The sequence below is a fragment of the Indolivaga capnocytophagoides DSM 22835 genome, assembly GCF_000426485.1.
GTDB lineage: Bacteria > Bacteroidota > Bacteroidia > Bacteroidales > Dysgonomonadaceae > Dysgonomonas_A > Dysgonomonas_A capnocytophagoides.
In genome coordinates, this window is the sequence record NZ_AUFL01000015.1 from 131,350 (window position 1) to 157,580 (window position 26,231).

Consider the following 26,231-nt stretch of genomic DNA (forward strand, 5'->3'; position numbering starts at 1 on the left):
TCTGTATCAGTTATTTGTTCGAATTCGGGAGCCGTTTTTGTCTTATTTTACTTTTCGTGTAAGCAGAAGGTGAGCCAGTAAAGCTATAACAACAAAACTTATTCCGACTCCGACCGATCCTTGCCAGCCATAGGCACCCCAAGCTTTCCCACTGATAAAGGTTCCGAGTGATCCTCCGATAAAGTAACTTACCATATAAATGGTATTAAGGCGATTTGTCGCTTCCGGATGGGTTGAAAACACTATAGTTTGATTTGTTATATGCATGGATTGTAAACCTACATCCAGTAATATGATACCAATGATAAGTCCGGCATAAGAGAATCCCCAGATTCCGAATACCAGCCACGAAAGAATCATTATAATGACAGAGATTATAATCAACAGGTTCTTATTGATCCTGTCGGTCATACGTCCGACGAGAGATGCGGCAAGTGCGCCGACCACGCCTACAAGCCCTAGCATGCCGGCAACATCACTTCCTGCTAAAAAGGGAGGGCGTTCGAGATGAAAGGTCAGGGTAGTCCAGAATGCCATAAATGATCCGAAACCTAACGCTCCTCGAAGGGATGCTAATCTCAAACTGGGTACCGTCCATACATAGAGAAGCAGCGATTGCATTAATTGAGAATATGTTCCGTTGAAAGTCGGCTTTATGTTAGGTAATACTAGCACAATAGAGATGCCAAAGAGAGTCACTACGGCTATTGCAATATAATAGACTTCTCTCCATCCGAGTATTTCTCCTACGATACCGCTGAAAACGCGGGAGACAAGGATCCCTACTAGAAGTCCGCTCATAACCAGTCCAACGTTCTTTCCTTTCTCTTCGGGCTTAGATAGTTGAGCTGCAATAGGAACAAACATTTGGGGGATAACGGAACTGAATCCGATGAAAAAACTCGCTGCAAACATTACATATATATTTGTACTTAGCGAGAAAGTCAATAGGGATAGGATGATAAGAGCAAAGTCTGCAATAATGATCTTTTTTCGTCTAAACATATCGCCTAAAGGTATCAATAACAATAGGCCTAAGGCATAACCGATTTGAGTAAGCATCGCTACATTGTTGGCTGTAGATTCGGAAATATTAAACTCTTTAGCTATTTTTCCCAGAAGAGGTTGATTGTAATAATTATTCGCAACAACCAATCCTGCTCCGATTGTCATTAGCCATAATAAAGATTTTGATAAATAATTTTGATGAACCTGACCGTCTTTCAATTCATTCATATACAATAATTAATAAAGATTACCTAAACAATTTTCAGCTTACTTGTAATAACAAAGGTATAAATTTCGCCTATGAATTCTTTTATTTTTTAAATTTTTGTTATACCTTTGCACTCGCTTTGTAAGAAAAGCATAACCGGAGATTCCGTAGCTCAGTCGGTAGAGCACATCACTTTTAATGATGGGGTCCTGGGTTCGAGCCCCAGCGGGATCACTAGCAAATGATGAAAAAAGAAGTAAAACCTTGATTTTCAGTAGAAAGTCGAGGTTTTTTCTTTTGTCCAAATAGGCAGAAAAGGGCAATTTACGACAGTATATACATGCCTAAATCGTGGACAAAGACAAGAGACAGAAATTGTCCACGATTATGTGTGTTAGTCATTGTTTGTCAGTGATTTACTTCGTGACTACTTGATGGTTTAAACGTAATTTTAACCACAAAAAAAGTAGTAAAATGAAACAAAAATCCTTTCATGTTTTATTCTTTCTCAAAAAGAATAAAATCAAAGCAAACGGAGAAGCTCCTATTGCAATGAGAATCACTGTAGATAAGCGATTTCGTGAGATGTTTGTCCGAAGAAGTGCATTAGTAGAGAATTGGGATCAGACCAAAGGAAAACTAAAAACCAAGGACAAACGATCAACCGAAATCAATATGTATATTGATACAGTCAGGGCTAAAGTTCAGAATATTCACAGGCAGCTCGAAGCCGACAACCTCGAAATATCCGCTAAAGAAATTTGTAACCGTTTTTGTGGTGTCGAAGAAAAGCACAAAACCCTGATAGAAGTTTTTGAAGAGCATAACAAAGAAATCAAACAATTACAAGGTAAAGGTTATAGGTTATGCTCAAAAGACTATAATCCGCTTCGAGGGTACAGTTAGATATTTGAAGGAGTTCTTAAAGAAGGAATATAAGAAGTCTGATATCAATCTAAAGGATATTGATCTACCCTTCATTCAGAAATTCGATACTTTTCTAAAGACAGATAAGAACTGTACTCAAAATACAGCTATCACCCGATTGAAGCAAGTTAAGAAAATTATGCGCATTGCTTATTCCAATGACTGGATTCAGAAAGACCCTTTTATGACTTACCGCTTCAAGTTTGAGGAAACCAATATAATGTCTTGTCCTGAAAATGGTTTACAATAAAAAGAGTAAACCAATGGACGGACAAAAGAAGAAACGAGGGGTTACAATTCCCCGGTTATTAAGACAAGCCATTATTCAGGATTATCTGAGTGGAAGGAAAAGCTCCTATATGTTAAGTATAGAGATATAGTGTCGATCAAAAGAACATAAATAAGATGGTTCATCGTTATCAACAGAAAAATGGCACTATCTTAGCAGAAAGTATTACAACACCGATTATGGGTCGTAAAAAGAAATAGCAGGAAGATTTATCCCTTAAGTTAGAAAATGAAGAATTGAGACGTCAATTGAAGCTGGCACAACTCAAGCTTGAAGGTTATCAGATCATAGGTGATATCCTACAAGATGAGTATGGTGTTGACTTGTTAAAAAAGTCCGAAGCCAAACAGTCTTCCGACTTAAAGAACGATACGCAGAAGTAGGCTTGGATACTTTATGTGGATTGTTTGGCTATACAAGGCAGGCATATTACAAGCAATTGAATAAAAACGCGCGGAAGGCTCTGGACGAAGGTTTTATTATCAGTCAGGTAAGATTAATCCGCAAGGATATGCCTCGTTTGGGTTGTAAGAAAATCCATCACCTGTTGAAAGAAAAAGGAATAGATATAGGCAGAGATATTTTATATGATATTCTTCGTAATAACAGGATGCTGATCAAAAGAAAGAAAAAGTATGCTGTAACGACCAACTCTAAACATTGGATGAAGAAATATCCAAACCTGATCAGAGGCTTTAATTTTAGTGACCCCAACCAATTATGGGTAAGTGACATTACTTATATACCTATTAACAATAGCTTTGTTTATCTTTCACTGATAACAGATGTTTATTCTCATCTGATTGTAGGCTACAGGTTATCACTGACTTTAGAGCGTGACGGGGCTGTAGGAGCCCTGAAAATGGCACTGGAGCATATTCCGGAAGAAGATCGAATCGGGCTAATCCATCACTCAGATAGAGGTGTTCAGTATTGTAGTCATGAATATGTAAGATTATTGAAAGAAAACAGCATTCGAATCAGTATGACTGAAAATGGAGACCCTTATCAAAATGCAGTAGCAGAAAGGATAAAATGGTATCTTAAAAGACGAATGGCTGGATCATGAGCATTACACATGCTTTGAAGATCTCAGCAATAGGATAGATGAAATTATATCTATTTACAACTATCATAGACCTCATTTGAGCTGTGATATGAAAACTCCGGTTCAGGCATATAACCTAACCGGACAAATAAAAAGACGCTGGAAGAAGAGAAACTATCAGACAAATAAAATATCTTTATCAACGAAGTTGTAAACCTATAACAGGACTATTAAAATGGAATACAAACTAACTAATTATTATTCATAATCTGTAAACTATTTTCAGGACAAGACAAGTTTGTTGTTCCTGCAAACACTACAGCTACACTCTATTTGAAGGTTAATCTGAAAGATGTAATAACTTAAAATATTAATTTCTTAAAAAGCTATTGATGATTAAATTAATTCCGATATTTACCACAAGCTTAGTATAGAATTACTTTGTCTAAATATTAACTAGAAAAATGAGAAAGACAGTATTATTAGCCTTATTTATTTTGAGTTCGACAATTTGTTTTTCTCAAAATTTTTCAAGAGTATGGGTCTCTGATTCTCTTTTCCTTAAACCGGAATCAGCACTTTATGATTCTTCAAAAAAGACTGTTTACATATCAAATATAAATGGAGAATATCTTGCAAAAGATGGAAACGGCTTCATTTCAAAGATAAATATAAATGGCAAAATAGAGTCCCTTAAATGGGTAGAGGGGTTCGATAATCCGCAGGGGATGGGGTTGTATAAAGATAAACTTTATGTTGCAGATATTAATAGAGTTGTTCAGGTTAATACAAATACTGCCAAAATAGAGAATGTGTTTATGGTCGACAATGCTAAATTTCTTAATGATATTGCAGCAGACTCGAATGGCGACATGTATATTTCTGATTGTTTTGGGAATAAGATCTATAAAATATCGGAAAATAAAATTGAAGTATGGCTTGATTCTAAAACTCTTTCAGGACCTAATGGATTGCTATGTACAAAAGAAGATGTTTTAGTCCTTAATATGAATGACAAAACTGCTTATGCAATAAGTAAATCATCAAAGAAATTTATCAAAATATTTAGTGGAATTGATAATTTAGATGGTATTGTTAGTGATGGAAGTAACGGTTTCTTTGTTTCGGGAGCATGGCAAGGTCAGATATTTCACATTGATGCGGACGGTAAGAAGAAGTTAATTATTGATTTAGGAAAAGAAAAAAACATTACTGCCGATATTGAATATATTGCCAATAAAAAGCTGTTAATAATACCAACCTTATACAAAACAGTTATTGGCTACAGATTGATAGAATAAAATATGATTTTGCTTTGTCAGTATAAGGTCTTTCAAATGTTCGTAGACATTTTTGAGTTAACCATTTCGATATTCATTGGGAGAAATCCCCGTGTGATGTTTAAAATAACGACTAAAGTGAGATGGTGTCGCGAAGTTCAGGTCATAGCTTATCTGTTGAATTGTGAGATTCGTTGATTTTAACAAAGCTTTTATTTCCAGTATCACATATTCATCTATCCATACTTTTGCATGTTTACCGGTCAAACGGAATATTATTGATGAAAAATATTTCGGAGTCAAATGAGCCTTTTCTGCATAGAACCGAATACTCCTATCTTTTTTAAAGTTCAGTTCGACATGTTTCATAAACTTAGTAAACATTTCGTTTCGGATATCATCTGTTTTATTTTCAGAGTGGCTTTTCTGCATCAGCATATTACAGACTTCCAGAAACATGGTATTTAGAACACTTCGTATTAATTGTTTACGAAATATGTTTTCAGTATCCCGTATTATATCCTGACAATAATCAAATAAAGAATAGAACAACTTCATTTTAGAATCTGTCAATGTATGATGGGGAAACTCATATAGAATATTCCGAATATTAAAACTGTGAAGAGTATTGTCAATCTCCAGATAGCTCGGTTTTAAGCAAAGTATTTTCGCTTCGAAGTCTTCACTGACCTCTATAACCTGAAAAACTCTGTCGGCCAGTATATTTATAAAATCATTTTTACCTACTTTATAATTGCTATATCCAATATTGATATTTAAGCAGCCAGCTTCACAAACGATGGCAATACCAATATCAAGTTTAATCGGAAAATCTATTGAAACTATGTATTTAGAAACATTATCAGGATCTCTTGCTTTATTTTCCAATATAAAAAAGCTATCCTCTAATGCTTCTGCGGAAAAATAGTTTCGGATAGTCTGAGCCTTTATATTTTCAATAGTATTCATCTGAATCGATATTTTGTATATCAAATATACCTAATTATTCTTTCTTCTTCTATATTTTCGACCTTTTGGATACAATATCAATCCTATATGACAGATTCAGATTCCGAAAAGCAAGACCTTTGTCTTAAATATTAGATTTCATCTTCAAATAAAAAATAAGAATTAATGAAAAAATATATATTCTGTCTGATATTGTATATTTATGCGTCCTCTCTCTTTGTTAATATTTTTGCTCAGACTTCACAGTCTTCGGATTCTCTGACTAATGGTGTACGTAAATATGTTGCCCGCAATTTTTCCGAAGCAAGGACTATCAATTTATACTGGAACACAAGCCTGAGCCATGACTATACATTAAAACAGAACGGACAAAAGATAGAAGAGGGAGAAAGTAAAGATATACACACTATAAATTTTTCGGCTACGGTTCCGATCCTACTTCTCAAGAATGCTTCCATATATGCTAATGGTCAATACAATTCGTATCAGTTTGATTCTTTTAATAATACAGATAAAGGAGCATCCGCTTTGTTCACAAAAAATGAGGGAGGGTATAGCTTTTATGAAGGTTCAATATCCGGAAATTACCGTTTTAGAATAGGCAATAAACCCGTTATGCTGATGGCGTCCCTTTTAGGTGATGGTTGGGATAAAAAATTTGAGAAAGTTTCGGGTGTCTTTTCGGCAATTTTAATTTTAAAACAATCCAATACCAGTAATTTAAGTGTAGGCTTATATGGTATGACTCTCTATGACAAAATTCCTGTAATGCCTGTTATAGCCTATACGCATCAGTTTACCCCTAATTTAAGTATTGATATAACTTTACCCAGCCGAACTTATTTACGCTATCAATTCAAGAATAGCCATCGCCTCTCTATTGGCACATCCATGTATAGCGAACAATTCTATATGGCTACAGATGTAGATGGTCTCCCAAAAACCTCTTATTTTAGGAAAACATCAATAAGGCCGGAGATTGTTTATGAATATATCATAAATAATCATTTTTATTTAAGTGCACGGGGAGGTGTTTCAAAACTAATAAAAGGCGGACTTTATAATACGAACAGAAAAGGGATTGATGGAGATCCGTATATTAAATACACCGAACCTGTTACACCTTTCTTTAATCTTGGGTTTTCTTATAATATATTTTAAATATAGAATACAAAAGGGAATAATTATGTTATTCCCTTCTTTATCTCCTTTAATATTTCTCTTTGCTCATCAGGGATAGTCAGCTATTTGTCAGCCCATACATTTATTTCTAATCGTGGATATCTTTATTGTTACCTTGTTGTAGGATGATGAGCCAATAGTGGAATTCTTTAATAAGAAAAGGAGTCAAAATTTTGACTCCTTTTGCGCTTTCTCTTGGGCTCGAACCAAGGACCCTCTGATTAACAGTCAGATGCTCTAACCAGCTGAGCTAAGAAAGCAATCCTGTATTGCAAGCTCTTCAGGCTGGGCTCGAACCAGCGACCCTCTGATTAACAGTCAGATGCTCTAACCAACTGAGCTACTGAAGAGTGACAAATGCTTTATTTGAAAAGCATGGCAAAAGTAGGTCTTATTTCCGAAATATACAATATCTTTGCACTAAAATTTTAAAATAAATGAAAGTATTAGGAATGGGAAATGCCTTGGTCGATGTCTTGGCATTGATCGAAAACGACTCGTTACTCACTCAGTTAGAGCTGCCTAAAGGTAGTATGCAATTGATAGATGCCGCTAAAAAAGAGGCTCTCCATAAAGCAATGGAAGACAAAGAAAAATTCCTGGCATCGGGAGGTTCCGCATCAAATACCATCACCGGAATTGCAAAATTAGGTGTGAATACCGGTTTTATCGGGCGTGTCGGTAAGGATTTCTTTGGTAATTATTATAAAGAAGATCTAGAAAAATACAATGTAAAATCGTTGCTTCGTATTTGTAATGAAGATTCAGGAGTTGCTACAACTTTTGTTTCGAAAGACGGACAACGAACCTTTGGTACTTATCTGGGTGCCGCAGCCGGATTAACAGCTGAGGACTTAAAAACCGAAGACTTTGCAGGGTACAATTATTTCTATATTGAAGGGTATTTAGTGCAAAATCTCGATTTGATCCGCAAGGCAGTAGCTCTGGCACACGAAAACGGAGCGAAGGTTGTTCTTGATATGGCTAGTTACAATGTTGTGGAAGCGAGTAAAGATTTCTTATTGGAAATTATACCTCAATACGTTGATATACTTTTTGCTAATGAGGAAGAGGCGAAAGCTCTATGTAACACAGAACCCGAAAAAGCTTTGGATGTCATAGCAGATATGGTCGAAATAGCCATTGTTAAGATTGGAGAAAAAGGCTCATGGATAAAAAGAGGTGAAGAAAAAGTATTTGTTCCCGCACTTAAAGTTGATTGTATAGATACCACCGGAGCCGGTGATTTATATGCTTCAGGCTTTCTGTATGGACTTATAAACAGCAAGTCGCTAAAAGAGTCCGGAGAGATCGGTACTTTGCTTGCAGGGAACGTTATTCAGGTGATGGGACCTAAGATGAATGATGACAAGTGGAATGAATTGATAAGTTCGATTAAAACGAGCTATTAACCACATAAAATGTACAGAATCCTAAAAAGGAAACAAAGGTAACATCATAAATGTACTTTTTCGGATGTTACTTTTTTCTTTTCTTAAATTTTTTTCAGTCGTTCAAAGATCTTTTATAAAGAGGGTCTGCGACCCTTTTCTGTATAGATAAAAAACAAGGAGGATGATGCAGATCTGCATCATCCTCCTTGTTTTTTACAGATGAATTAGATTATTCCGGGACATAAATAATTTCTCCGTTCTCCAGTTCATAAGCTATACCTACTTTTTTGCCTTTTGATCCTGAAGATTGTTCGTTCGAAGGTGTATATTTATTGATTTTATTACCTTCCTTGGTGATGATCTCCATGTTATCCTTTCCCGGATTCTTTACAATCGTATAGTCTTCCTGTGTAAATACTTCGGTCATATTCATGTGCATGACCATTGCTACCATCAGAGCAACGGCAAATACCATTGCCACATCAAAGAGATTTACGATCACGCTTAGCGGATCGGTATCTTCTTCTTTTGCAAATTTGCTGATTCGGCGTTGTCTTCTCATATCAGTCTTCTTTTTGAGTTAATATGCGAGATACATAATCGAGATTATTTACATCTTTGGCATACCATCGTTGTTTAAACTGTAAGGTTACCAACCCAATGGCGGAAACGACAAGACCTACTACCGTAGTTGCAAATACAACCTGCATATTGTAGGCCATACCTGCAATATCACCAGTCGATAGTCCGACCAATGCAGGACTCATAGCTATCAGTGTACCGATAAGACCTAATACAGGACCCATTTTAGCCAACATTTTCGACAATGAAGTGTCTTTTTCAGCTTCGTTTTCGAAATTAGACAGAAGAAAATCAGAGTAAGCTTCACTTGGGGTGGTTGACAGTAAATCTCTCATGTATTTTATGAAAAGAGAATTATCGTTCTGTGGTAATAACCCTTTCAGTTCATTAATTGAAGAGGACGTCAATTCCTTAATTTTATCATTAAGTATTTTATCGTTCTTCCGTTTGGTCATGTACTGGTTGTAAAAGCCTCCGATAAGCAGTAAGCCTCTCGCAAAAAGACATAATAATATAATAATATCGGGAATCAATAAACTGTTGGCTACCCAAAAGAGTACTTTAGAAATAATTTCCATTGATTTTTTTATTTGAGGTCGCAGACCTAATTATTACTTCACAATTATTTAAATTTAGCTTGTTTTTTCTGCATAATTATCCATCGGATTTTGCTCCATCCGTATCCGATCAGAAACAAGATGATAAACAGCCCGAGAGATAAACCTAATGCTTTGAAGTTGACAGGCTCTTCGGCTGCCGCATAGGTAACATTCCCATTTACAGTGGTGAGAAGCCCAAGTATGGCAACAAAAAGACTTACCAGAAAATGTACTTCAAGCCGTAATTCTTTTTCGGGAAACATATACTTCACTCCATAAGCTGCTGCCGGCAATAAACCCAGTGTAATCGCAGCTATTGTATATGCCAGTGTGTCGAAATCTGTACCCGACATGCTGAATATGGTTTGAGTGAGAATATAAAACAGGACAGGAAACAGCAGTAAGCTCGGATACCAATATAAAGGCAGCAGCCACTTCTTTATTTTCTTCCCGAATAAGTTCCTTAAAGCGGCAAAGCAAAAGGCAAAGCAAATAGCCGATTCTACAGTAACCAATACGGCAGCATCCTGCAAGGCATCTCTATTCATCAGGTAATCGTTTAGCTGAGTTTTTGACTGCATGATTGCATATTTGTTCATCCATACAATAAAAACGGCACAGACAAGCCCGAACAGAGCCGATTGCCACCATTTCCAGAAACTCAGTTTCAGGATGCAGTTGACTACAATAAAGAGCATCAATATCTGAATGATAAGTTCCATATTTTTTTATTTAGGGAATGATATAATGTGCCAATAAGATAGTTATTGGCACATTAACCAGTTACAAGTGATTAATCTTTCTTTCTTTTCTTTTTCAGTATAAACAAGAGAATGAAGAATACGATTACGACCACAGCCCCTATGATAAATCCGTTCAGAGATGTTTTTTCTCCGTCATCGGTTCCTCCGACCTGATCTTTTTTCAGAACCATGCCATTCTTGGAGGCATCGGATGATGTTCCGGAGGTTTTCATCTGCTGTATTTGCTGGTTGTATGCTTTGGCATCTTCCGCAGATACTTTTTTCGAGATGAAATCTTGCAATTTGGCATTCTCTCCCGAGAATCCCGATCCCGTAGATCCGAACTCTTTAACCAGATTGGTATGTAGTTGTGCGATATCAGCAAGCTGTTGTTCACTTGCTTTCCACATTCCTTTGCGGGCGGTTTCCATCATCACAGCGGTGATTTCCTGCAATGCGGCCGGATTTTGCTGGCGGAAAAATTCCTGTGTTCCCAGATTCAGTTTGTCTTTTACATAAACGTCATAAATCTCATTCCACATTTCATTATCCACTACATCGGGTTTCATCACATTCCATCCGTAAGTATTGGTTACCACTTCGGTGATTTGTGCTGCGCTTGATGCTCCGCCTTTCATTACTTCTTTGATGTATGCCGGATTGAAGATCGTTGAGCGTGATTCTACACCGATAGCTTCTTTCAGTTCCTGCATGCGGACATTATTGCGGTTGCGATAGTCGGCAAAATAAGCATCAGGATCTTTACCTGTAACTTCACGTACGGCAAGATTCATACCTCCCATAAACTCGTATACGTGGTCGAGGCTCAAGGCTCCCCATGTATTACTTTGTCGTGGTTGCACCACTACATCCGTATTGTGGAGGACAGCACGTAGAAGTCCGGCTTTGAATTCTCCCCATTCTTTTTCGCTGCCGTATACGGCACCCATATTGTTGATATATGTGTCGGCAATTTCTTTTTCGCTTTCCCATTTATCTCCGCTTGTCACCATACCCTGAATACCTGTTCCGTACATTCCGTTGATACCGCCGAATACACGTTGAGTAGACATGGCACGGGCATCTTTGGGTGATACACCTTGTTCTACCAGTTGTTTTTCTATTTCAACGGTACTTTTCGATACCATATTGTCGAACTTATCGTCTTTGGCAGATGCTGCCATTTCAACCGCTTTGCTGATAAGCGACAGGCGAGATGCGGCAAGATCACGGAATTGTCCCGAAGTTTGTACAACCACATCAATACGGGGACGACCTAATACAGCTGTCGGAATTAACCGAAGATCCGATACACGCCCGAAAGCGTCACGAACCGGCTCTACGCCCAGCATATATAAAGCCTGAGCGATGGTCGCTCCTTCTGTTTCGATAAACTCACTGCTCCAGAAAGTATAGCTGACCTTACGGGGATATTCTCCCTTATGTTGTTTTTTGTATTGGTCTAATGTTGCATTTACAAGAGCAACTCCTTTGTCCCATGCTACTTCCGAAGGTGTTGCTTCGGCATTTACAGCGTAAAGGTTACGTCCTGTAGGTACTGCATTGGGGTTGGCTACTGCATCTCCACCCGAAGACGGTGCTATATATCCTCCCGAAAGGGCATTTATGATAGACTTTAATTCAGCTTCGGGGCTTTGTTCCAATGCTGTTTTATATGCCGTAATGTTGTTGATGGTGCGTTCTATTTCAGCAATGGCTCTTGCTTTGTCTTTTTGTTCTTTGGTATATTCCGGAGCTTTAGGTTTGCCTTGACCCATAGGAGAACCTGCTCCTTGCGGATGCTGAGGTTTTGCCTGTTTCTGAGTGTCGGCAGCTTGAGCATGATCCGGTTTTTTACCTGTTTTCGGTATCCATGAAGGATGTCCTCCCGAAGGTTTTCCTTTTTCGGCTTTACCGTTTTTAGAATCGGTAGAAGCAGCCATCATTGCCGCCATTCCTCTTTTAGGCGGAGTCAGGATGGTCTTCGATTCGCTCAGGTCTTTTTCTGTAATACCTGCAATTTGACAAATCAGAGCATCGGTTACAGCCTTTCCTCCCAGAATCTGATTTACCAGCGTTTTTGCAGGATCTAAATACCGTTGAGTAAAGAATGCTTTATTTTTCAACTGGGTTTCGGATACTTTTCCGCTTTGTCTATCCAATGCCGCAAGACTATAGGCGATAGGATCGGCACTCATAGCCATCACCGATGAACGTATTTTTTCGGGTGTATAAGGTACCCCCGTTGTATAAAGTTGTCCGTTCATTTTTTCGTTGGCAATTTCCTCCGCAAAGTTTTCGATACGTTCTATATCTTCTGCCTTGTAAGGATTAGTCATTATGCTGTCGAGACGCAGATCGCGGTGAAGACCCATTGCTACAGCTATTTTCTTTACAGCCAATGATGCCTGAGGTTGTCTCACTTCATCAGTTTTGTAATAATCCCTGATTTTTTCCTGTAATGTACGGAACTGCGAACGGGTATTGCTTTCCATAAATGCCGGAGTAAGGTACGATACGGTCGTTGCATACGAACGGCGTTTCGCCATCATACTTTCTCCGATATTACCGATTGTATAGTAATAGAAGTGGGGGATAGTTCCGACCAGACGATCAGGCCAGTCGTTGCTGCCAAGAGCAACTTGTTTCTGAGGGGTAAACTCCAGACTGCCGTGTGTGCCGAAGTGTATCATTGCGTCTGCCTTGAATGCGTACTGCGACCACAGATATGCTCCGATGTATGTATGAGGAGGAGCCGATTTTGCACCGTGTACAATAGCGAAAGAGTCTCCTCCCAGCGCAGCCATCGGCTGAGGAAGCAAAGCGATATTTCCGAATTGTATACGGGCTACAGCCAGATACGATTTGCCGTCTTTGTTGACAGACATGTATGCTCCGGGTGCTTCGCCGTAGGTATTTACCACATCTTTATATAACTCGGGAGACAGTGATTGGTGTATCCATGACTCGTACTCCGATTTTTCAACAAGTGCGGGATGTCCGTTCTTTAAGAAGTTATCAAAAGCTCCTTCGGCATATGTGCTTAATACCGAGCCCTGAACCATCAATAGCTTTTCGAAATCCTGTTCTGTAGCAGGCAGGTTGTCTACCTTGTATCCTTCGGATTTTAGACGTTTCAGCAGATTGTAAAGCGAAGGTACGGTTTCGAGACCCTGAGCTGTCAGGGTTGATTGTCCTGCTCCTTTGAAGAAGTAAATCGAAACTTTCTTTTCGGCATTGCTCTTCCGTTTCAGTTCTGTAAAGTTTTTCACTATCTGAGTGAAGTTCCTCAATCTGTCGGGAATTGTTTTGAACAGGTAATTCCCATCATTGTCTATTTCCTGAGCAGTTATCACATATGGATAGATGCCTCCGTCGAGTTCGGGCATAACGATGCTTTGTGACATAAAGCCTCCGTACATTCCCATAGGGTCTTTCATCCATTCGTCAGTTGTCTGGAGGATGGTAAGAGGTGTAAATATCGGAATATTCCGTTCTTTGAGCCAATCGACAGCTGCATCGGCTTGTCCCATTGCCAATCGTCCGTGAGCAAAGTAAAGTACAGCATCAGGATTAATTTCTTTCAGAAACTCCATACGTTTCATAGCTGATGCAACCGGATAAACATTCATTCCTGCATTCTGCATCGAAACAATTATGCTGTCGATGTTATCCCTGTTGCCGCTGAAAGGATCGTTAAATCCTCCGACCATAGCTATACGGGGAGCTCCTTCTTTGTATACATTAATCTTTTTGAGATAGGCTTCATATTGTGCGATAGTCGAGAATGACAGGTTCTCATCCAGATGGAAAAGTACATCATCGGCTGTTTCCGAGACCGAATCGGCCGGGGTAACAAATAGTGTTTTCTTATCGATGTACTGACGGATATATCTCGCCATACTCTGATAATTTTTTTTGTTACCGTTTTTAAGATAGTTTGATATATCTTCTTTCAGGATACTGTCGAGATTACAAATCGCATTATCAGGACTAGTTGCGGCATAGATATAAATAGGAACTCCTTTGTTCGCAGCTTCCTGTATCTGTGCCCGTTGTTCGGCAGAAACTTTCATTCCCATTCCGAATCCGAGTACGAAATCGTAATTTTTCAGTTTGTCAAGTTCTTCTAACGGAACATTCTCGTATTCGATAAAGTTATCGTTATTCGACTTGATAAAGCTTGTCGCCTGAAATTGCTGGAAATTGACCAATGCAATTTTTGTAGTTGACGCCAGCTTAGACCATGCTATCCATCCTCCAACGATAAGAATGACAGCCGCTATTGCGATGATTATCTTGTTTTTTGACATAAAGTGAAAAAATGCAGATTGACAGCCCGATTTTTTCGGCCTGTCAATCTCTGTTAGATATTTTTTAAATGGTCTGAGACCTTATTTAACCAATGCATATTCAATTTCCGGATAACCACGAGTTCCACCATCAGAGCCAACTCCCATTTTTAAGAATCGAAGTTTGTAAATATTGCCTGCTGCATCTTTTATCAGATAGAACTGTGTTTGTGTAACACCTGCGCTAGTTCCGGTAGTAGCTCTCCATTTGCTTCCGATAGCATCTACTTCTGAAGAGAAATCTGAATCTTTTACATCACTAGCTTTTACATTAGCATAAGTCAGAGTGCTGGAAATAGTTACCGTTGCAACAGATACTCCTCCTCTATTATTGATGAATACTAAATCAGAGAAGATGTAGGGTATCCCGGATGTTACATAGATAGCGCGAGTCCATTGGATATCCCATTTAGTTTTTTCGGGTTCCACTTGTACTATCTTATTGTCTGTGAACGAAACATATGTGAAATTATAACTTGCGTTTTTCGCAACGTCTATACTTTTTACTGTTGCGCTGTTGCTTGCTGCATACTGAACTGTATATGTGTCGACATCTTTTTTAGTTACTTTTACTTTATAAAGCTGAGGTGTAAGTCCTGCGAAATTTACCAGATACACTTTTCCTTCTTCTTTAATTACTGATTTAGATAAATCTCCGGTTAGATCGTCCAGATAAGCAAATTTATCTGTGTAGTTCAGAGTAAGCTCTGTTTGGTATGTTGTTGCTTCAGCATCTGATATTACAGCGTCAATAGCAAGATCTGTTACTTTTGCGGTTGTTGGTAAGGTGTTATTCATAATTACACCAAATTCACTGCCATTGTAAAAACCAAGATTCCATGATGCACGGGCTATTGAAGTTTGTTCATTACTGCTGAAATCGACAAATACAGAGTTTGCAGCTGCCGATCCGCCTTCTCCACCTTGAAGTGTCATTGTAGATCCTGTAGATACGATGGCTCCGAATGTCAGTTTCAATGATTTCTTATCTCCCAGTACCAAGCCTCCTGTTGCTGAGCTGATATCGAAAGTTATCGATTCGTCACCTTCGAGAAGTTCTGCCAATTTTTTCACTTCAACAGTTGCTGATGTGCTGCCCGCTTTAATTGTGGCACTTATTGCGTTGCCTGATGTGGCGGGAGTCGTGGTGAAATCTTCACCATAGACTACTCCTGCTGCAGTAACGTTAATATTAACTGTAACATCTGAGCTTTCGGCTCTGTCTATATTGATTGTGAAAGATTTGGATGATTCTGTTTCAGAAATTCCCAGTTCGGTTGCAGAAAAATTGACAGTATTGTCTGCTAAAGGGGGATCATCGTCGCTACATGACGTTACGAATAATCCTGCTAAAACTAAGCTTAAATAGAAAAACTTTTTCATTCTGTTTTATTTAAAAATAATTGTTGAAATTTGATGATTTGTTTTATCTGCTAAAGTAGCAGAAGGGTCTGTAACTCTTATTGTTCGAAATTAAATGACAGTCCTACGAAATACGAACGTCCGCATGCCATCTGGCTTACACCGGTACCACCACTGTGAGCTCCGCCTGTGGTATTGTCACGTACTGTAGTGATGTCAAAGATATTTTTGATTCCTGCTGTCGCAGTCAATAGTTTGCAGATAGGGCGAGATACCGTAAAGTCTGCCCAGTTGAAACTGCTTTTGCCCAATAAATCGAGTTTGTCATTCGAATCATACATGTATTCTTTACGTTTTCCTGTGAACTTGTAGAATACACTGAATGTGGCAACTTTGCTCCAGTCGTAGCTGATATTGGCGGCTACTTCGGGTGAGTATCTGAATTTTGACATGTCTTCGTCTTTCAGTGCTTGGTCTTCGTACAATTTGTTGTAACGTCCAACCAAAGACATGTTCAAAGAGGCTCTTAAGGACTTCCAATACAGGTTGTTTTCGAAAGTCAGCCCTAGGGTTCTGTATTTGTCTATATTGTAATATTTGCTGTAACTGGAGTTTTCTTTTGATTCAGTCAAAGAAATACGGTCTCTGAAATCGTTGAAAAATCCTGTTAGCTGATTTGTCAGTCTTATATCTTCTTTGTGAATAGAACGCCATGTCAGTGATACCTGATAGCTGTTTGAGTATTCGGCTTTCAGATCGGGGTTTCCATCTATATTGTGATTTGAGTCGTGGAATGAATAATATAATTCCTGTAGGGTAGGGGCTCTGAATCCTCTTGCGTATGATGCCCGCAAATCGAGGTCGCCGCTAAGTTTAGCTTTTACATTTAAGGCGGGTACAGCCCAAGGAGCATCGTATACAGAGTTGAATGACGAGCGTGCTCCAGGACGTATCGTCAACCATTCCAGAGGAGAATATTCTGCTGATAAAAATACTGCAGTATTGGTGATCGTATGGGCTCCATTCATCCGGTCTCCTTCTCCGTTATCGGATTGTATTTCGACTCCCGGTTGAAGAGTCAGGTCGTTTCTTACTTTCCAGACTGCCATAAGTCGTCCGAACCAAGCGTCAAAAGTGGTTTTGTCTTGTTCTCCGGCATTGGTCGATAGTGTCTTTTTTCCGGTGTTGAGGTCTATGTTTGTAGTACGGGTACGTCTGCTGTAATCCTGATATGATCCGGCAAGAGAAAACGTTAAGTTGTTACTTGCTTTCCAGTTTCCTTGCAACTGGTGAGTATAACGGTTTACAATGAACTCTTTGTCCGAGGTGGTATTATTTACCTTGTTGATGTCGGCTTCGGTAAGTAGGTTTTCATTCAGGTAATCGAGCCTGTATGACAAGTTGTAGTTCGATTTTGACATTCCTATTTGTCCTCCCGCTAGATATTGATCTTTAGGCTGCCATTGTTTTTTTCGTCCTGTAGAGTCTCCCTGCCATCCTCCGAATCGGTTTCGGGTAAAACTTCCGGCGGCGAATAATCCGTTATCAAAAGCATATCTTGCGTTAACTCCTTCGTTATGTATTCCTTTCTTATCGAAGAAATTGTATTCGTCGCCGATGCTTTCTTCCTGAATACGGGCTCCTACTGAAAGTTTTTTTCCGTCTTTTGCTGATCCTCCTTTGGTAATAACATTTATTACACCTGCAAGGGCATCACTACCGTAGATAACAGACATCGGACCTTCGACAATTTCTATACGCTCTATTGTGTTTATATCGATCTGGCTCAAACTTTGTTTTTTGTCCAGACGATCTATCATCGGAATACCGTCGAGCAGTACTTTTACATTATTTCCACTCATACCCATTATCTCGAAATCGGTTTCGCCCAAGGCCATATCATTTGATAGACGGATGCCTATTTCTGTATTTAAAAGGCTTTGCAGGCTGGTTGCCGCTTTTTGCTGTATTTGCTGTTGAGAGATAACCCTAACCTTGTATATTGAGTTCTGAATGGATTGAGGTGTAAACTGTCCTGTAACGACTACTTCGTTTAGCTGATTTTTATTTTCGATAATAGTCAGGTCGTCAAATCTATTAATTGATCCTGATTTGATTGTTACCGGAAATTCTTTTCTGTGAGCCGATATAGAGTACACCTGCATGGTGTATTCCCCTTCGGGTGCTTCAAATTCGAAATATCCTTTGCTGTCGGATACAGAGCCATATGGTGTTCCTTTGAGAGAAACCGAAATGTATTCGGCCGGATATGCATCGGTTGTTCTGACTATGCCCTCTACTTTTGTTTTTGCATTTTTTTGAGCAAAAGAGGGCAGGGTAACTGCCAGAATGGCAATTACAACATATATATATCTAAACATATATTTAATTGTTTATTAGAAGTCTTTCAGACTTTTGTTATTTGGTAAAATATTGATGTTGGTAATTATCATCGGGTATTTCTTGTGCTATAATGAACAAAAGGTTGGCGGCCTTATTGTTGTACCACATTCAATACCAAATGATAAGGGTTATATACCCTGTAAATCCGGATTGTCGACAATTAGCTAATTTTACGATAACAAATGTAGATTGAATGTAAAAGGCCTGCAATACCTAGAAGTAGTGAGATTTTTAATTTTTATAATACTTTTTAGCGATTATTCGAGTTTGATGTAGTATTTAAGACACTGTTCCTCATAATTACTGTAAAATTAGACATATTCTAAACAAAGAAAACCGGAAGATTGTAAATGAACAATCTTCCGGTTTTCGGTCTCAGACCGCTAAATGCAGTCTTCTTTCTATTTTTATTTCTACTCTTTCTTATTTATAGAGGATATTCTTCAAATGCGTAAAGAACGGTTGATAAGTAGCGTTCTCCTGTATCGGGTAATATCGCTACAATATTTTTGCCTTTATTTTCGGGGCGTTTCGCCAATTCGGCTGCTGCATATACAGCTGCGCCTGATGATATTCCGACAAGTAGTCCTTCTTCGCGGGCTAATATTCTGCTGGTACGGATTGCATCGTCATTTTGTACCTGAATAATTTCATCGACAACACTTGCATCATATGTTTTAGGAATAAAACCGGCTCCGATGCCCTGTATTTTGTGAGGGCCTGGCTTTCCTCCAGATAGAACGGGAGAATCGCTAGGTTCTACAGCTACAATCTGAATATTAGGGTTGCGTTGTTTCAGTACTTCTCCTACGCCGCTGACTGTACCTCCTGTTCCTACTCCGGCAACAACGATGTCTACTTTTCCATCTGTGTCTCTCCATATTTCTTCGGCTGTGGTTTTACGGTGGATCGCAGGGTTTGCAGGGTTTTCGAATTGTTGAAGAATTACTGCATTAGGAGTAGTCTCTTTCAATTCGTTTGCTTTTGCTATAGCTCCTTTCATGCCATCAGGGCCGGGAGTCAATACTATATTTGCTCCAAGGGCTTTTAATAAATTGCGGCGTTCTATACTCATCGTTTCGGGCATAGTCAGGGTTAGTTTATATCCCTTGGCTGCCGATACAAAAGCCAAACCTATACCTGTATTTCCACTGGTAGGTTCAATAATTACGCTATCTTGTTTTAATAAGCCTTTTTCTTCAGCATCGGTGATCATTGCTAGAGCAATGCGGTCTTTTACACTTGATGCAGGATTGAAATATTCTAATTTACCTATAACTTTTGCTTCCAGATTATGTTTTTTCTCGTAGTTCGAAAGTTCGAGTAAAGGAGTGTTACCGATCAGGTCTGTTAATTTTTTTGCTATTGTTCCCATAATTTTTATTGTTTTAAGGTCTCAGACCTTTTTGCAATATTGATTAGCTGAAGGTATTCGACCTGTTTTTTTATTGTTTTAATCTTAATACAAAGTTATTCTCTCCGGGCTATAATTCAAATACCATAAACAGGGTATTTTTAGAATTAAAGGTTCAGACTTTTTTGTTGATATTCTTTTGGATTATAAATTCTTCTTCCTCAAAACCCATAGCTTTTTTTATTACTGACATATCTTCCTCAGAGGTCAGCATTTTTAATAATTCAAATGCTACACTTGGTGCTGTCTCTAGACAATAAGACGTAATAATATTACCATCAACGACTATTCTTTCATTCACAACATTCGCTCCAAATTCTTTCAGTTCTTTTTGCCTGTAACCATTATTCAAATGATAAGTGGTTGCTTTCCGATTTTTAAGAACTCCACTTTTACCTAAAGGAAGTGCCCCGGTACAAACTGTTGCGATAATTTTACCTTTTGCATCAAACTCTTTAATTAATTCTAAGAATCTTTCGTTGTAGGCTTCTTCATAAAAACCAAATTCTTCAAATCCTCCCGGTATTGCTAATGCATCATATTCGTCAACGTTTATTTCTCCAATGGTTTTATCAACCGTTACAGGTATATTGAAAGTGCTTATAACTTTTTCAGTAAAACCACAAGTGTCGACTAACAGATTATGTCCGTAGTCAACTCTTGCCCAGCCGAGAATATCTATAAAGACGCAAAATTCCATAGTTTCAAATGCCTTTGCTAGAAACACTAATACTTTCTTATTTTGCATACTTTTCGATATAATATAATTATATAATGTCTTGCTTTATTATAGCCAATAATCCGGTCGACGCAGGATACTCAAACTTTCGGGCAAATAAAGCCTCTGATTTTTTAATATTGTTATAGTCTGTATTGTCTAGATTTGCCGGAAAATTTCCATTCCTATTTTCCCAGACAATAAATCGCAGGTTGTTATTTATGATCGTATCTTTGAGCGGAGAATTTAATAATATCGTCTGGAAGAAAATTTCTTCTGCACAGAATGTATATTTAAACCTCTTCAAGTAATCAGGGTTGTTTCTCATAAAGGAAAAAGTGTATTCAAGTGCCTCCCTGTTTAATGACCAATAAGTAGATCCTCCGTATTGGTCGGGGAAGTTATTAGATAAACGTCTTTTGATACCTAATAGTTTTTGGATTTTTGAGAAACGTTTCAGTAATATTTCCTTGCTTCCGGTTCTGCCGTCGATCAAATCATATAGATTATATCTCGATAAACGATCCATCCCTCCTTCGGGCCAATCGGCATAGGGGAGCTTGTGGTATTCCATATAATTGGAATGTTTGTTTTTATTGATGAAATCGGAAAAGTCATTTTTTGACTTGATAGGGAAATCGTGTCCCGTAATCAGGTGAAAGTATTCGTTCCGCTCATCACTGAAGGCTTGTTCGGCTAATTCTACTATGGCTAACAGGTGATTTAGTCCTCCCCAGTTTATTTTATATTGGCGGGAGATATAAGCAATGTTTTTATTCTTTAGCAATTCGTCTATTGATTCAGTCGTTATCTTGCTTTTCTTGTCTATGTGGATATAGATATTGAACTCTTCTCCGAAAAAACGGACGATTTCTTCGAGGTGTTCTATGTTTTTATATGCTGTAATCAGAATAGCTTGCATGTGTCTTATTTTTCGAGAATAAATTCAATTTCGTAATATTTCGAAATATAGGGCAGAGCATAATACGTATCTCCCAATCCGAATTTTGTTTTTGCCTGATATTCTTTGAATGTTACGGAATCGGCTCCTGCTTTTTTCTTTTCGGCTATAATAACCTCTCTTTCTTTCCAAATGTTATTTATGTTCGAGACATCTTTGTATGCATCATAATAACTGGCTGCAAATATAAAGATAGATCCGATAAAAAGGGCTGTTTTGATGTTTTTTACCAATTTATCGCTGTTATTTAACCGACGGTACATTATTCCGAATGCGATTATGTTGAAACAGATTGTACCAAACCATGCCCTTGCAGGAAATGATGGAGATGCAATCATAACATAGATGGAAACGAATACTCCGATAAAATAAACAGCTATATAACGAAAATCGCTGATCTTCTCTTTACTTTCAGTCTTTTTATATATAAAGTAGCAGACAATTAATGCCAGATTCAATGCACCTAAATACATAATCAGCCGTTGAGTGTACGTCAGCAGCCTGTAGATAATTAGGAAGAAGCTTAATGATGGAGCTTCACTGGCTCTGGCGAAATTACCGGGAGCGGCTATCATCAATATATACCCTATTATTGCCCCGGCGAGTCCGGCATAAGCCCAGAAAGGAATATTCCATTTTTCCGATTTATAGTAGTAGATGAATGATAGGATCATGACAATCATTGCGGCAGCCGTATTCTCATTTGTCCATCCGGTTATAATTCCACAGATAAACATGGTGAAAATGTAGATTAGTCGTTTGTGTAAGTTCTTTTTCTTATTGCTGTACAGTCTGTAGGGTAATAAGAATAGTAATATGAGGAGTGTACCCCACAGATAATTGCTGCTTCCTGTCAGCCACAAGCATGTTTCGGCAAATACGGGTTGTATAAACCACATAAGGCAGAATATGATAACTAATAAGTTTGGGCTGAATGTTCGTCTTGCTGTGACATGACTGTATACCACGATAATAAGTAAAGTATATGCGATGCTATTCAGTAAATCTGTTCTTAGTGGAGAGTAATTGTATAATAAAAGTTGATCTATAAGGTGTACGACGGTTCTTCCGCCCCATTTGCTGTAATGGAGCTGTTGTGATATGATTATATCATTTAAAGACGATAGTTTTTGATTTGTTTGGTAAACAAAACTATAAACGAAGTCATCACCAATTAAAGGAGTTAATATATTTAGTGTTAAAATAGTTAAAAAAACAAAAATAAGAAAAAGGACGAAACATATTTTATTGGAGTATTTACATAGATCATCCTCTTTATCGGTAAAACCAAATTTATCCATAAAGGCGTTTAACTTATTTTTTGTGAAAATAATAGCTTTCGAAGATGTATAAAAGGGTTTTGTTAACATTTATATGGGTGGTTTATTTAAGAAATACTTATGGGCAAATATAGGAATTTTTTGGATTGTTTTTGTATAAATAAGGAGGTAGAATTCTCTATATGAGGATCTAATTTCTTCCGTTAAAAAGAGAAAAAAGGAATTATTTGTTTCAGAATACAAAAAAACAATATATATTTGCGGAGTATTACATGTATTTAGGATTAACATTAACATATGTTTAGTATGAATAGCAAGGTCTTATTCCTGTCACTCTTGTTTTCTAGTGGGATATTTACATTGTCAGCTCAGGATGAGTTGAGCCGAGATTTGATTCCTGATGAAGTTGAATATGGTCAACCCAATCAGACATACAATACTTATAAAACAACTTGGAAGAAAAATGCTTTTAAGGATAACTGGACTATCTCCGTTGGGGGTGGTGCTCAGAAGTTATTTGGTATTGATGATAATAAAGGCTCTTTCTCCAAGGCTGTGACCTTTGCTCCCCAAATTTCTATCTCGAAATATTTTTCTCCTATATGGGGACTAAGATTGAATTTTACAGGAGGTTCATTGCATGGATATAATGACGGGCAATTCGGAACATATGTGAAATGGAATCACGGAACCAAAAATTATTTAGGTCAAAGTGTACTTGGTAAACCAGGTTATCCGGGTAAAGAATATCAAGGTGACCCTAGTATGTTGACTTGGGATCCTACATGGAATTATAGAGGTTGGAATACCTCAAATCCCGGTAGTGAAGAATCTGTTATTGGTAAAAATGGGAATACTTATTTCTGGAAACCGGGACAAAAAGGAGCTTTATATGTGGATCATGTGCGCTATTTTCAAGTAAACATTGATTTCATGTTTGACTTCTTTAATCTTGTGGGAAATTATAATCCTAAACGATTCTTTGAATTAACTCCTTTTGGAGGGATTGGTTTGTATAATGCTTTCTCTCATATGGGGAATGATAATATAATGCTTGTAGGTGCTCATGCCGGTATTATCTCAAAATTCAGATTAAGTGAAAGATTAGCTTTGCATGCTGAGTTTTCAGGGTCATTGGTCAGTGATTCATTCGATGGCCAAGTTGGTGATGAGAAAAGTATGGATGCCATCGGACAAGCGACATTGTCTTTAGCATATAAGTTCGGGAAAACTAATTGGCAGGTTGCGGAACCAATGGATGCAGAGTTAATTAACAGATTGAACAATCAAGTTAATACATTGAGAGAGACTATCGCTAATCAGAAATGTCCGACATGTCCTCCACCGCCACCACCTGTGGAAGTCGTTAGACCTTCGACAGATATTAAATTCTTACCGGATCCTGTATTCTTTAGAATTGATAAATCTGTAATTGATCAATCAGAATGGATTAAGATAGATAAAGCTGCTAATTATTTGAATCAGCACCCTGAAGTTAATGTTGTGGTTACGGGTTATGCCGATAAAAAGACTGCTTACCCGGAATATAACATGAAATTGTCGGAACGTAGATCTAAAGCAGTGTCTCAAGCTCTTGTCGAAAAATATGGTATTAATCCGGCACGGGTTTCTATTAACTGGTCGGGAGATAGAATACAGCCATTTACAGTAAATGAATGGAATCGTGTAGTAATATTTGTGATAGAATAACAACTCTAAGATATAAGGAAAAGACCTTCAGTTTTCACTGAAGGTCTTTCTTTTTATAATAATAAAATGTTGTAATAAATACTAAAACGATAGAGATATTAATAAGTAACAGAAAGTATTTAATGATGTTTTTTAAAGCAATGACCTGCTTTGCTGGTTATGCTTACAAAGTCAACAATTAATAATTATCGAAGAGAGAACGAGACAAGAAGGTCTGAGAATTTAGTAATCGAAAGTTAAAGCTTTACCTTTAATTCCCTTGATTATTCCATTTTCAAAAGCTATCTGTCCATTAAGAAATGTCTTTTCGATAGTGGAGGAAACTGTTTCTCCTTCGAGTGGAGACCATTTGCATTTGTAGAGAATGTTTTCCTGGGTAATTGTATAGCTTTTTTCGGGATTTACTAAAACAAGATCTGCAAAATAGCCTTCCCTGATATATCCTCTCTTGTGTACTCTGAATAAGGTTGCCGGAGCATGACACATTTTGTCTACCACATCTTCTTTGCTTATTTTTCCATTTTTAGCAAGTTCCAGCATCATTTGCAAAGAATGTTGAACCAATGGGCCTCCTGATGCTGCTTTAAAACATCCCCCGATTTTTTCTTCAAGTAGGTGAGGGGCATGATCAGTTGCTATAACATCAAGTTTACCGCTTAAAAGACCCTTCATCAGAGCTTCTCTGTCTTCCTTCGTTTTTACGGCAGGATTCCATTTAATGCGTGTGCCATATTTTTCATAATCTTCATCCGAAAACCAAAGATGATGTACACAAACTTCTCCCGTGATTTTTTTATCAATCAACGGTTTTATATCAAATAAGCTGATTTCACGGGCGGTGGATAAATGTAATATATGTAGCCTTGCTCCATGTTTGTCTGCAAGTTCTATAGCTTTTGCGGATGATTGATAACAAGCCTCTGCGCTCCGTATCAATGGATGATATTTTACAGGGGCATCTTCGTCATACAGCCCTTTGTAATAGGCTATGTTTTTCTGTATAATTTCTTCTTCTTCGCAATGGGTTGCGATCAACATGTCGATTTCACCGAAGATTGACTCCAATGCCTTACGTTTATCAACAAGCATATTACCGGTAGAAGATCCCATGAATATTTTTATACCGCAGACATTTTTTTTGTCGACTTTTTTCAATTCATCCAGATTATCATTGGTTGCTCCCAGATAGAATGAGTAGTTAGAATATGATCGTTCGGAAGCTGATTCGAACTTTGTATTTAAAGCATCTATGGTTGTAGTCTGAGGTTTGGTGTTGGGCATCTCCATATATGATGTGACACCTCCTGCGATAGCAGCTTTGCTTTCTGTCGTAATATCACCCTTGTGTGTCAGTCCGGGATCACGAAAATGTACCTGATCATCGATTACTCCCGGAATAAGCCAACGTCCCGTTCCATCGATGATTTCGGCTCTATTGAGTATGTCTTGTGGAACATCTCCTGTCGTTTTATAGATGGTTTGTATCAGTTCTCCATCTACAAGGACTGATCCTGTAAAAGACTTTCCTTCGTTTATAATTGTTGCATTATGTATTAAGTACATGGCTCATTGATTTGATGATTATTATTTGGACAAAGATAATGTTTTACGATTGAACTGTCGGAAATCTCATTTTTTATCTATACTAAAAAACACATTCAAATTATGGCAAAGTACACAGAAAAACTAGGCAAGAAAATCGCAGACGCAATAGAACAGGATGAGTATACACTGGGAGAAATCTGCTCAGTACACAATATCAGCCGAAAAACATTTTATCAGTGGATGATTAAATATCCCGA

General features: G+C 37.9%; 20 protein-coding genes, 3 tRNA genes and 1 pseudogene. 9 read left to right on the plus strand and 15 right to left on the minus strand.

The annotated features are described in order from the left end of the window. Positions 1-42: 42 nt before the first annotated feature. Positions 43-1,236, minus strand: coding sequence for an MFS transporter (locus tag K322_RS0109470; RefSeq protein ID WP_035331792.1), 1,194 nt, complete (start codon positions 1,234-1,236; stop codon positions 43-45). Positions 1,237-1,377: 141 nt separating this feature from the next. Between K322_RS0109470 and K322_RS0109475 the strand changes: the two genes are divergently transcribed. The 6 genes and pseudogenes from K322_RS0109475 (at position 1,378) to K322_RS0109500 (ending at position 4,781) form a co-directional block, all read left to right on the plus strand. Next, positions 1,378-1,450, plus strand: a tRNA-Lys gene (locus tag K322_RS0109475). Positions 1,451-1,690: 240 nt separating this feature from the next. Further along, entirely contained in the window at positions 1,691-2,122 is a 432-nt protein-coding gene (locus K322_RS20260) for an Arm DNA-binding domain-containing protein (RefSeq protein WP_051290731.1), read from the plus strand. Beyond that, positions 2,031-2,393 carry a phage integrase SAM-like domain-containing protein gene (locus K322_RS20265; protein WP_157279408.1) on the plus strand — a complete coding sequence of 121 codons (363 nt, stop codon included), beginning with the start codon at positions 2,031-2,033 and terminating at the stop codon, positions 2,391-2,393. The genes K322_RS20260 and K322_RS20265 overlap by 92 nt, the downstream gene beginning before the upstream one ends. Positions 2,394-2,796: 403 nt before the next feature. Continuing rightward, positions 2,797-3,501: pseudogene (locus K322_RS19050) on the plus strand (IS3 family transposase); the annotation flags it as partial. Continuing rightward, complete coding sequence (locus K322_RS21360) at positions 3,491-3,694, plus strand: hypothetical protein (RefSeq protein ID WP_395847060.1); 204 nt, start codon at positions 3,491-3,493, stop codon at positions 3,692-3,694. The pseudogene K322_RS19050 and the gene K322_RS21360, both read left to right, overlap by 11 nt. 250 nt (positions 3,695-3,944) lie before the next feature. After that, a complete protein-coding gene (locus tag K322_RS0109500) occupies positions 3,945-4,781 on the plus strand; it encodes an SMP-30/gluconolactonase/LRE family protein (protein WP_026626681.1) in 837 nt (278 codons plus the stop codon). Positions 4,782-4,838: 57 nt separating this feature from the next. On the opposite strand, the gene K322_RS0109505 is transcribed toward K322_RS0109500, so the two are convergent. Continuing rightward, positions 4,839-5,729, minus strand: a complete 891-nt coding sequence (locus K322_RS0109505) for a helix-turn-helix domain-containing protein (RefSeq protein WP_026626682.1) — start codon at positions 5,727-5,729, stop codon at positions 4,839-4,841. Positions 5,730-5,894: 165 nt separating this feature from the next. Here K322_RS0109505 and K322_RS0109510 point away from each other — a divergent pair, with 165 nt between their 5' ends. Next, on the plus strand, positions 5,895-6,890 hold the full coding sequence (locus K322_RS0109510) for a DUF6268 family outer membrane beta-barrel protein (protein WP_026626683.1): 996 nt from the start codon (positions 5,895-5,897) through the stop codon (positions 6,888-6,890). Positions 6,891-7,097: 207 nt separating this feature from the next. Here the strand turns inward: K322_RS0109510 and K322_RS0109515 are convergent. Together K322_RS0109515 and K322_RS0109520 are read right to left on the minus strand one after the other, a co-directional pair. Continuing rightward, a tRNA-Asn gene (locus K322_RS0109515) sits at positions 7,098-7,171 on the minus strand. A gap of 16 nt (positions 7,172-7,187) precedes the next feature. Next, a tRNA-Asn gene (locus tag K322_RS0109520) sits at positions 7,188-7,261 on the minus strand. Positions 7,262-7,348: 87 nt separating this feature from the next. Between K322_RS0109520 and K322_RS0109525 the strand changes: the two genes are divergently transcribed. Beyond that, entirely contained in the window at positions 7,349-8,323 is a 975-nt protein-coding gene (locus tag K322_RS0109525) for an adenosine kinase (RefSeq protein ID WP_026626684.1), read from the plus strand. Positions 8,324-8,534: 211 nt separating this feature from the next. Here the strand turns inward: K322_RS0109525 and K322_RS0109530 are convergent, their stop codons facing one another. The 10 genes from K322_RS0109530 to K322_RS19060 all read right to left on the minus strand — a co-directional run bounded on the left by K322_RS0109530 (position 8,535) and on the right by K322_RS19060 (position 22,740). Continuing rightward, positions 8,535-8,867, minus strand: a complete 333-nt coding sequence (locus tag K322_RS0109530; RefSeq protein WP_026626685.1) for a DUF2149 domain-containing protein — start codon at positions 8,865-8,867, stop codon at positions 8,535-8,537. A 1-nt stretch (position 8,868) separates the two neighbouring features. Then, on the minus strand, positions 8,869-9,465 hold the full coding sequence (locus K322_RS0109535; RefSeq protein ID WP_026626686.1) for a MotA/TolQ/ExbB proton channel family protein: 597 nt from the start codon (positions 9,463-9,465) through the stop codon (positions 8,869-8,871). A gap of 44 nt (positions 9,466-9,509) precedes the next feature. After that, entirely contained in the window at positions 9,510-10,208 is a 699-nt protein-coding gene (locus K322_RS0109540) for a membrane protein (RefSeq protein ID WP_026626687.1), read from the minus strand. A 71-nt stretch (positions 10,209-10,279) separates the two neighbouring features. Further along, positions 10,280-14,542 (minus strand): cobaltochelatase subunit CobN, encoded by a 4,263-nt coding sequence (locus tag K322_RS0109545; RefSeq protein WP_026626688.1) that lies wholly within the window; start codon positions 14,540-14,542, stop codon positions 10,280-10,282. An 81-nt stretch (positions 14,543-14,623) separates the two neighbouring features. Continuing rightward, on the minus strand, positions 14,624-15,964 hold the full coding sequence (locus tag K322_RS0109550) for an HmuY family protein (protein WP_026626689.1): 1,341 nt from the start codon (positions 15,962-15,964) through the stop codon (positions 14,624-14,626). Between the two features lie 77 nt (positions 15,965-16,041). After that, positions 16,042-18,324, minus strand: a complete 2,283-nt coding sequence (locus K322_RS0109555; protein WP_026626690.1) for a TonB-dependent receptor — start codon at positions 18,322-18,324, stop codon at positions 16,042-16,044. Positions 18,325-18,773: 449 nt separating this feature from the next. Further along, positions 18,774-19,721, minus strand: coding sequence for a cysteine synthase A (gene cysK, locus K322_RS0109560; protein ID WP_026626691.1), 948 nt, complete (start codon positions 19,719-19,721; stop codon positions 18,774-18,776). Between the two features lie 154 nt (positions 19,722-19,875). Beyond that, positions 19,876-20,508, minus strand: coding sequence for a DJ-1/PfpI family protein (locus K322_RS19055; protein WP_051290733.1), 633 nt, complete (start codon positions 20,506-20,508; stop codon positions 19,876-19,878). A gap of 19 nt (positions 20,509-20,527) precedes the next feature. Next, complete coding sequence (locus tag K322_RS0109570; RefSeq protein ID WP_026626692.1) at positions 20,528-21,400, minus strand: beta-1,6-N-acetylglucosaminyltransferase; 873 nt, start codon at positions 21,398-21,400, stop codon at positions 20,528-20,530. 5 nt (positions 21,401-21,405) lie between these two features. After that, entirely contained in the window at positions 21,406-22,740 is a 1,335-nt protein-coding gene (locus K322_RS19060) for a DUF3329 domain-containing protein (RefSeq protein ID WP_157279410.1), read from the minus strand. A gap of 285 nt (positions 22,741-23,025) precedes the next feature. Here K322_RS19060 and K322_RS0109580 point away from each other — a divergent pair, with 285 nt between their 5' ends. Continuing rightward, positions 23,026-24,429, plus strand: coding sequence for an OmpA family protein (locus tag K322_RS0109580; RefSeq protein WP_035331793.1), 1,404 nt, complete (start codon positions 23,026-23,028; stop codon positions 24,427-24,429). Between the two features lie 222 nt (positions 24,430-24,651). Here K322_RS0109580 and K322_RS0109585 read toward each other — a convergent pair whose 3' ends face one another. Continuing rightward, positions 24,652-25,992 carry a dihydroorotase gene (locus K322_RS0109585; RefSeq protein WP_026626694.1) on the minus strand — a complete coding sequence of 447 codons (1,341 nt, stop codon included), beginning with the start codon at positions 25,990-25,992 and terminating at the stop codon, positions 24,652-24,654. Positions 25,993-26,231: the final 239 nt, after the last annotated feature.

Coding starts and splice junctions, on each gene's coding strand:
- K322_RS0109470 (WP_035331792.1), bottom strand. CDS start 1,236: ATGAATGAATTGAAAGACGGTCAGGTTCATCAAAATTATTTATCAAAA.
- K322_RS20260 (WP_051290731.1), top strand. CDS start 1,691: ATGAAACAAAAATCCTTTCATGTTTTATTCTTTCTCAAAAAGAATAAA.
- K322_RS0109500 (WP_026626681.1), top strand. CDS start 3,945: ATGAGAAAGACAGTATTATTAGCCTTATTTATTTTGAGTTCGACAATT.
- K322_RS0109505 (WP_026626682.1), bottom strand. CDS start 5,729: ATGAATACTATTGAAAATATAAAGGCTCAGACTATCCGAAACTATTTT.
- K322_RS0109510 (WP_026626683.1), top strand. CDS start 5,895: ATGAAAAAATATATATTCTGTCTGATATTGTATATTTATGCGTCCTCT.
- K322_RS0109525 (WP_026626684.1), top strand. CDS start 7,349: ATGAAAGTATTAGGAATGGGAAATGCCTTGGTCGATGTCTTGGCATTG.
- K322_RS0109530 (WP_026626685.1), bottom strand. CDS start 8,867: ATGAGAAGACAACGCCGAATCAGCAAATTTGCAAAAGAAGAAGATACC.
- K322_RS0109535 (WP_026626686.1), bottom strand. CDS start 9,465: ATGGAAATTATTTCTAAAGTACTCTTTTGGGTAGCCAACAGTTTATTG.
- K322_RS0109540 (WP_026626687.1), bottom strand. CDS start 10,208: ATGGAACTTATCATTCAGATATTGATGCTCTTTATTGTAGTCAACTGC.
- K322_RS0109545 (WP_026626688.1), bottom strand. CDS start 14,542: ATGTCAAAAAACAAGATAATCATCGCAATAGCGGCTGTCATTCTTATC.
- K322_RS0109550 (WP_026626689.1), bottom strand. CDS start 15,964: ATGAAAAAGTTTTTCTATTTAAGCTTAGTTTTAGCAGGATTATTCGTA.
- K322_RS0109555 (WP_026626690.1), bottom strand. CDS start 18,324: ATGTTTAGATATATATATGTTGTAATTGCCATTCTGGCAGTTACCCTG.
- cysK (WP_026626691.1), bottom strand. CDS start 19,721: ATGGGAACAATAGCAAAAAAATTAACAGACCTGATCGGTAACACTCCT.
- K322_RS19055 (WP_051290733.1), bottom strand. CDS start 20,508: ATGCAAAATAAGAAAGTATTAGTGTTTCTAGCAAAGGCATTTGAAACT.
- K322_RS0109570 (WP_026626692.1), bottom strand. CDS start 21,400: ATGCAAGCTATTCTGATTACAGCATATAAAAACATAGAACACCTCGAA.
- K322_RS19060 (WP_157279410.1), bottom strand. CDS start 22,740: ATGGATAAATTTGGTTTTACCGATAAAGAGGATGATCTATGTAAATAC.
- K322_RS0109580 (WP_035331793.1), top strand. CDS start 23,026: ATGAATAGCAAGGTCTTATTCCTGTCACTCTTGTTTTCTAGTGGGATA.
- K322_RS0109585 (WP_026626694.1), bottom strand. CDS start 25,992: ATGTACTTAATACATAATGCAACAATTATAAACGAAGGAAAGTCTTTT.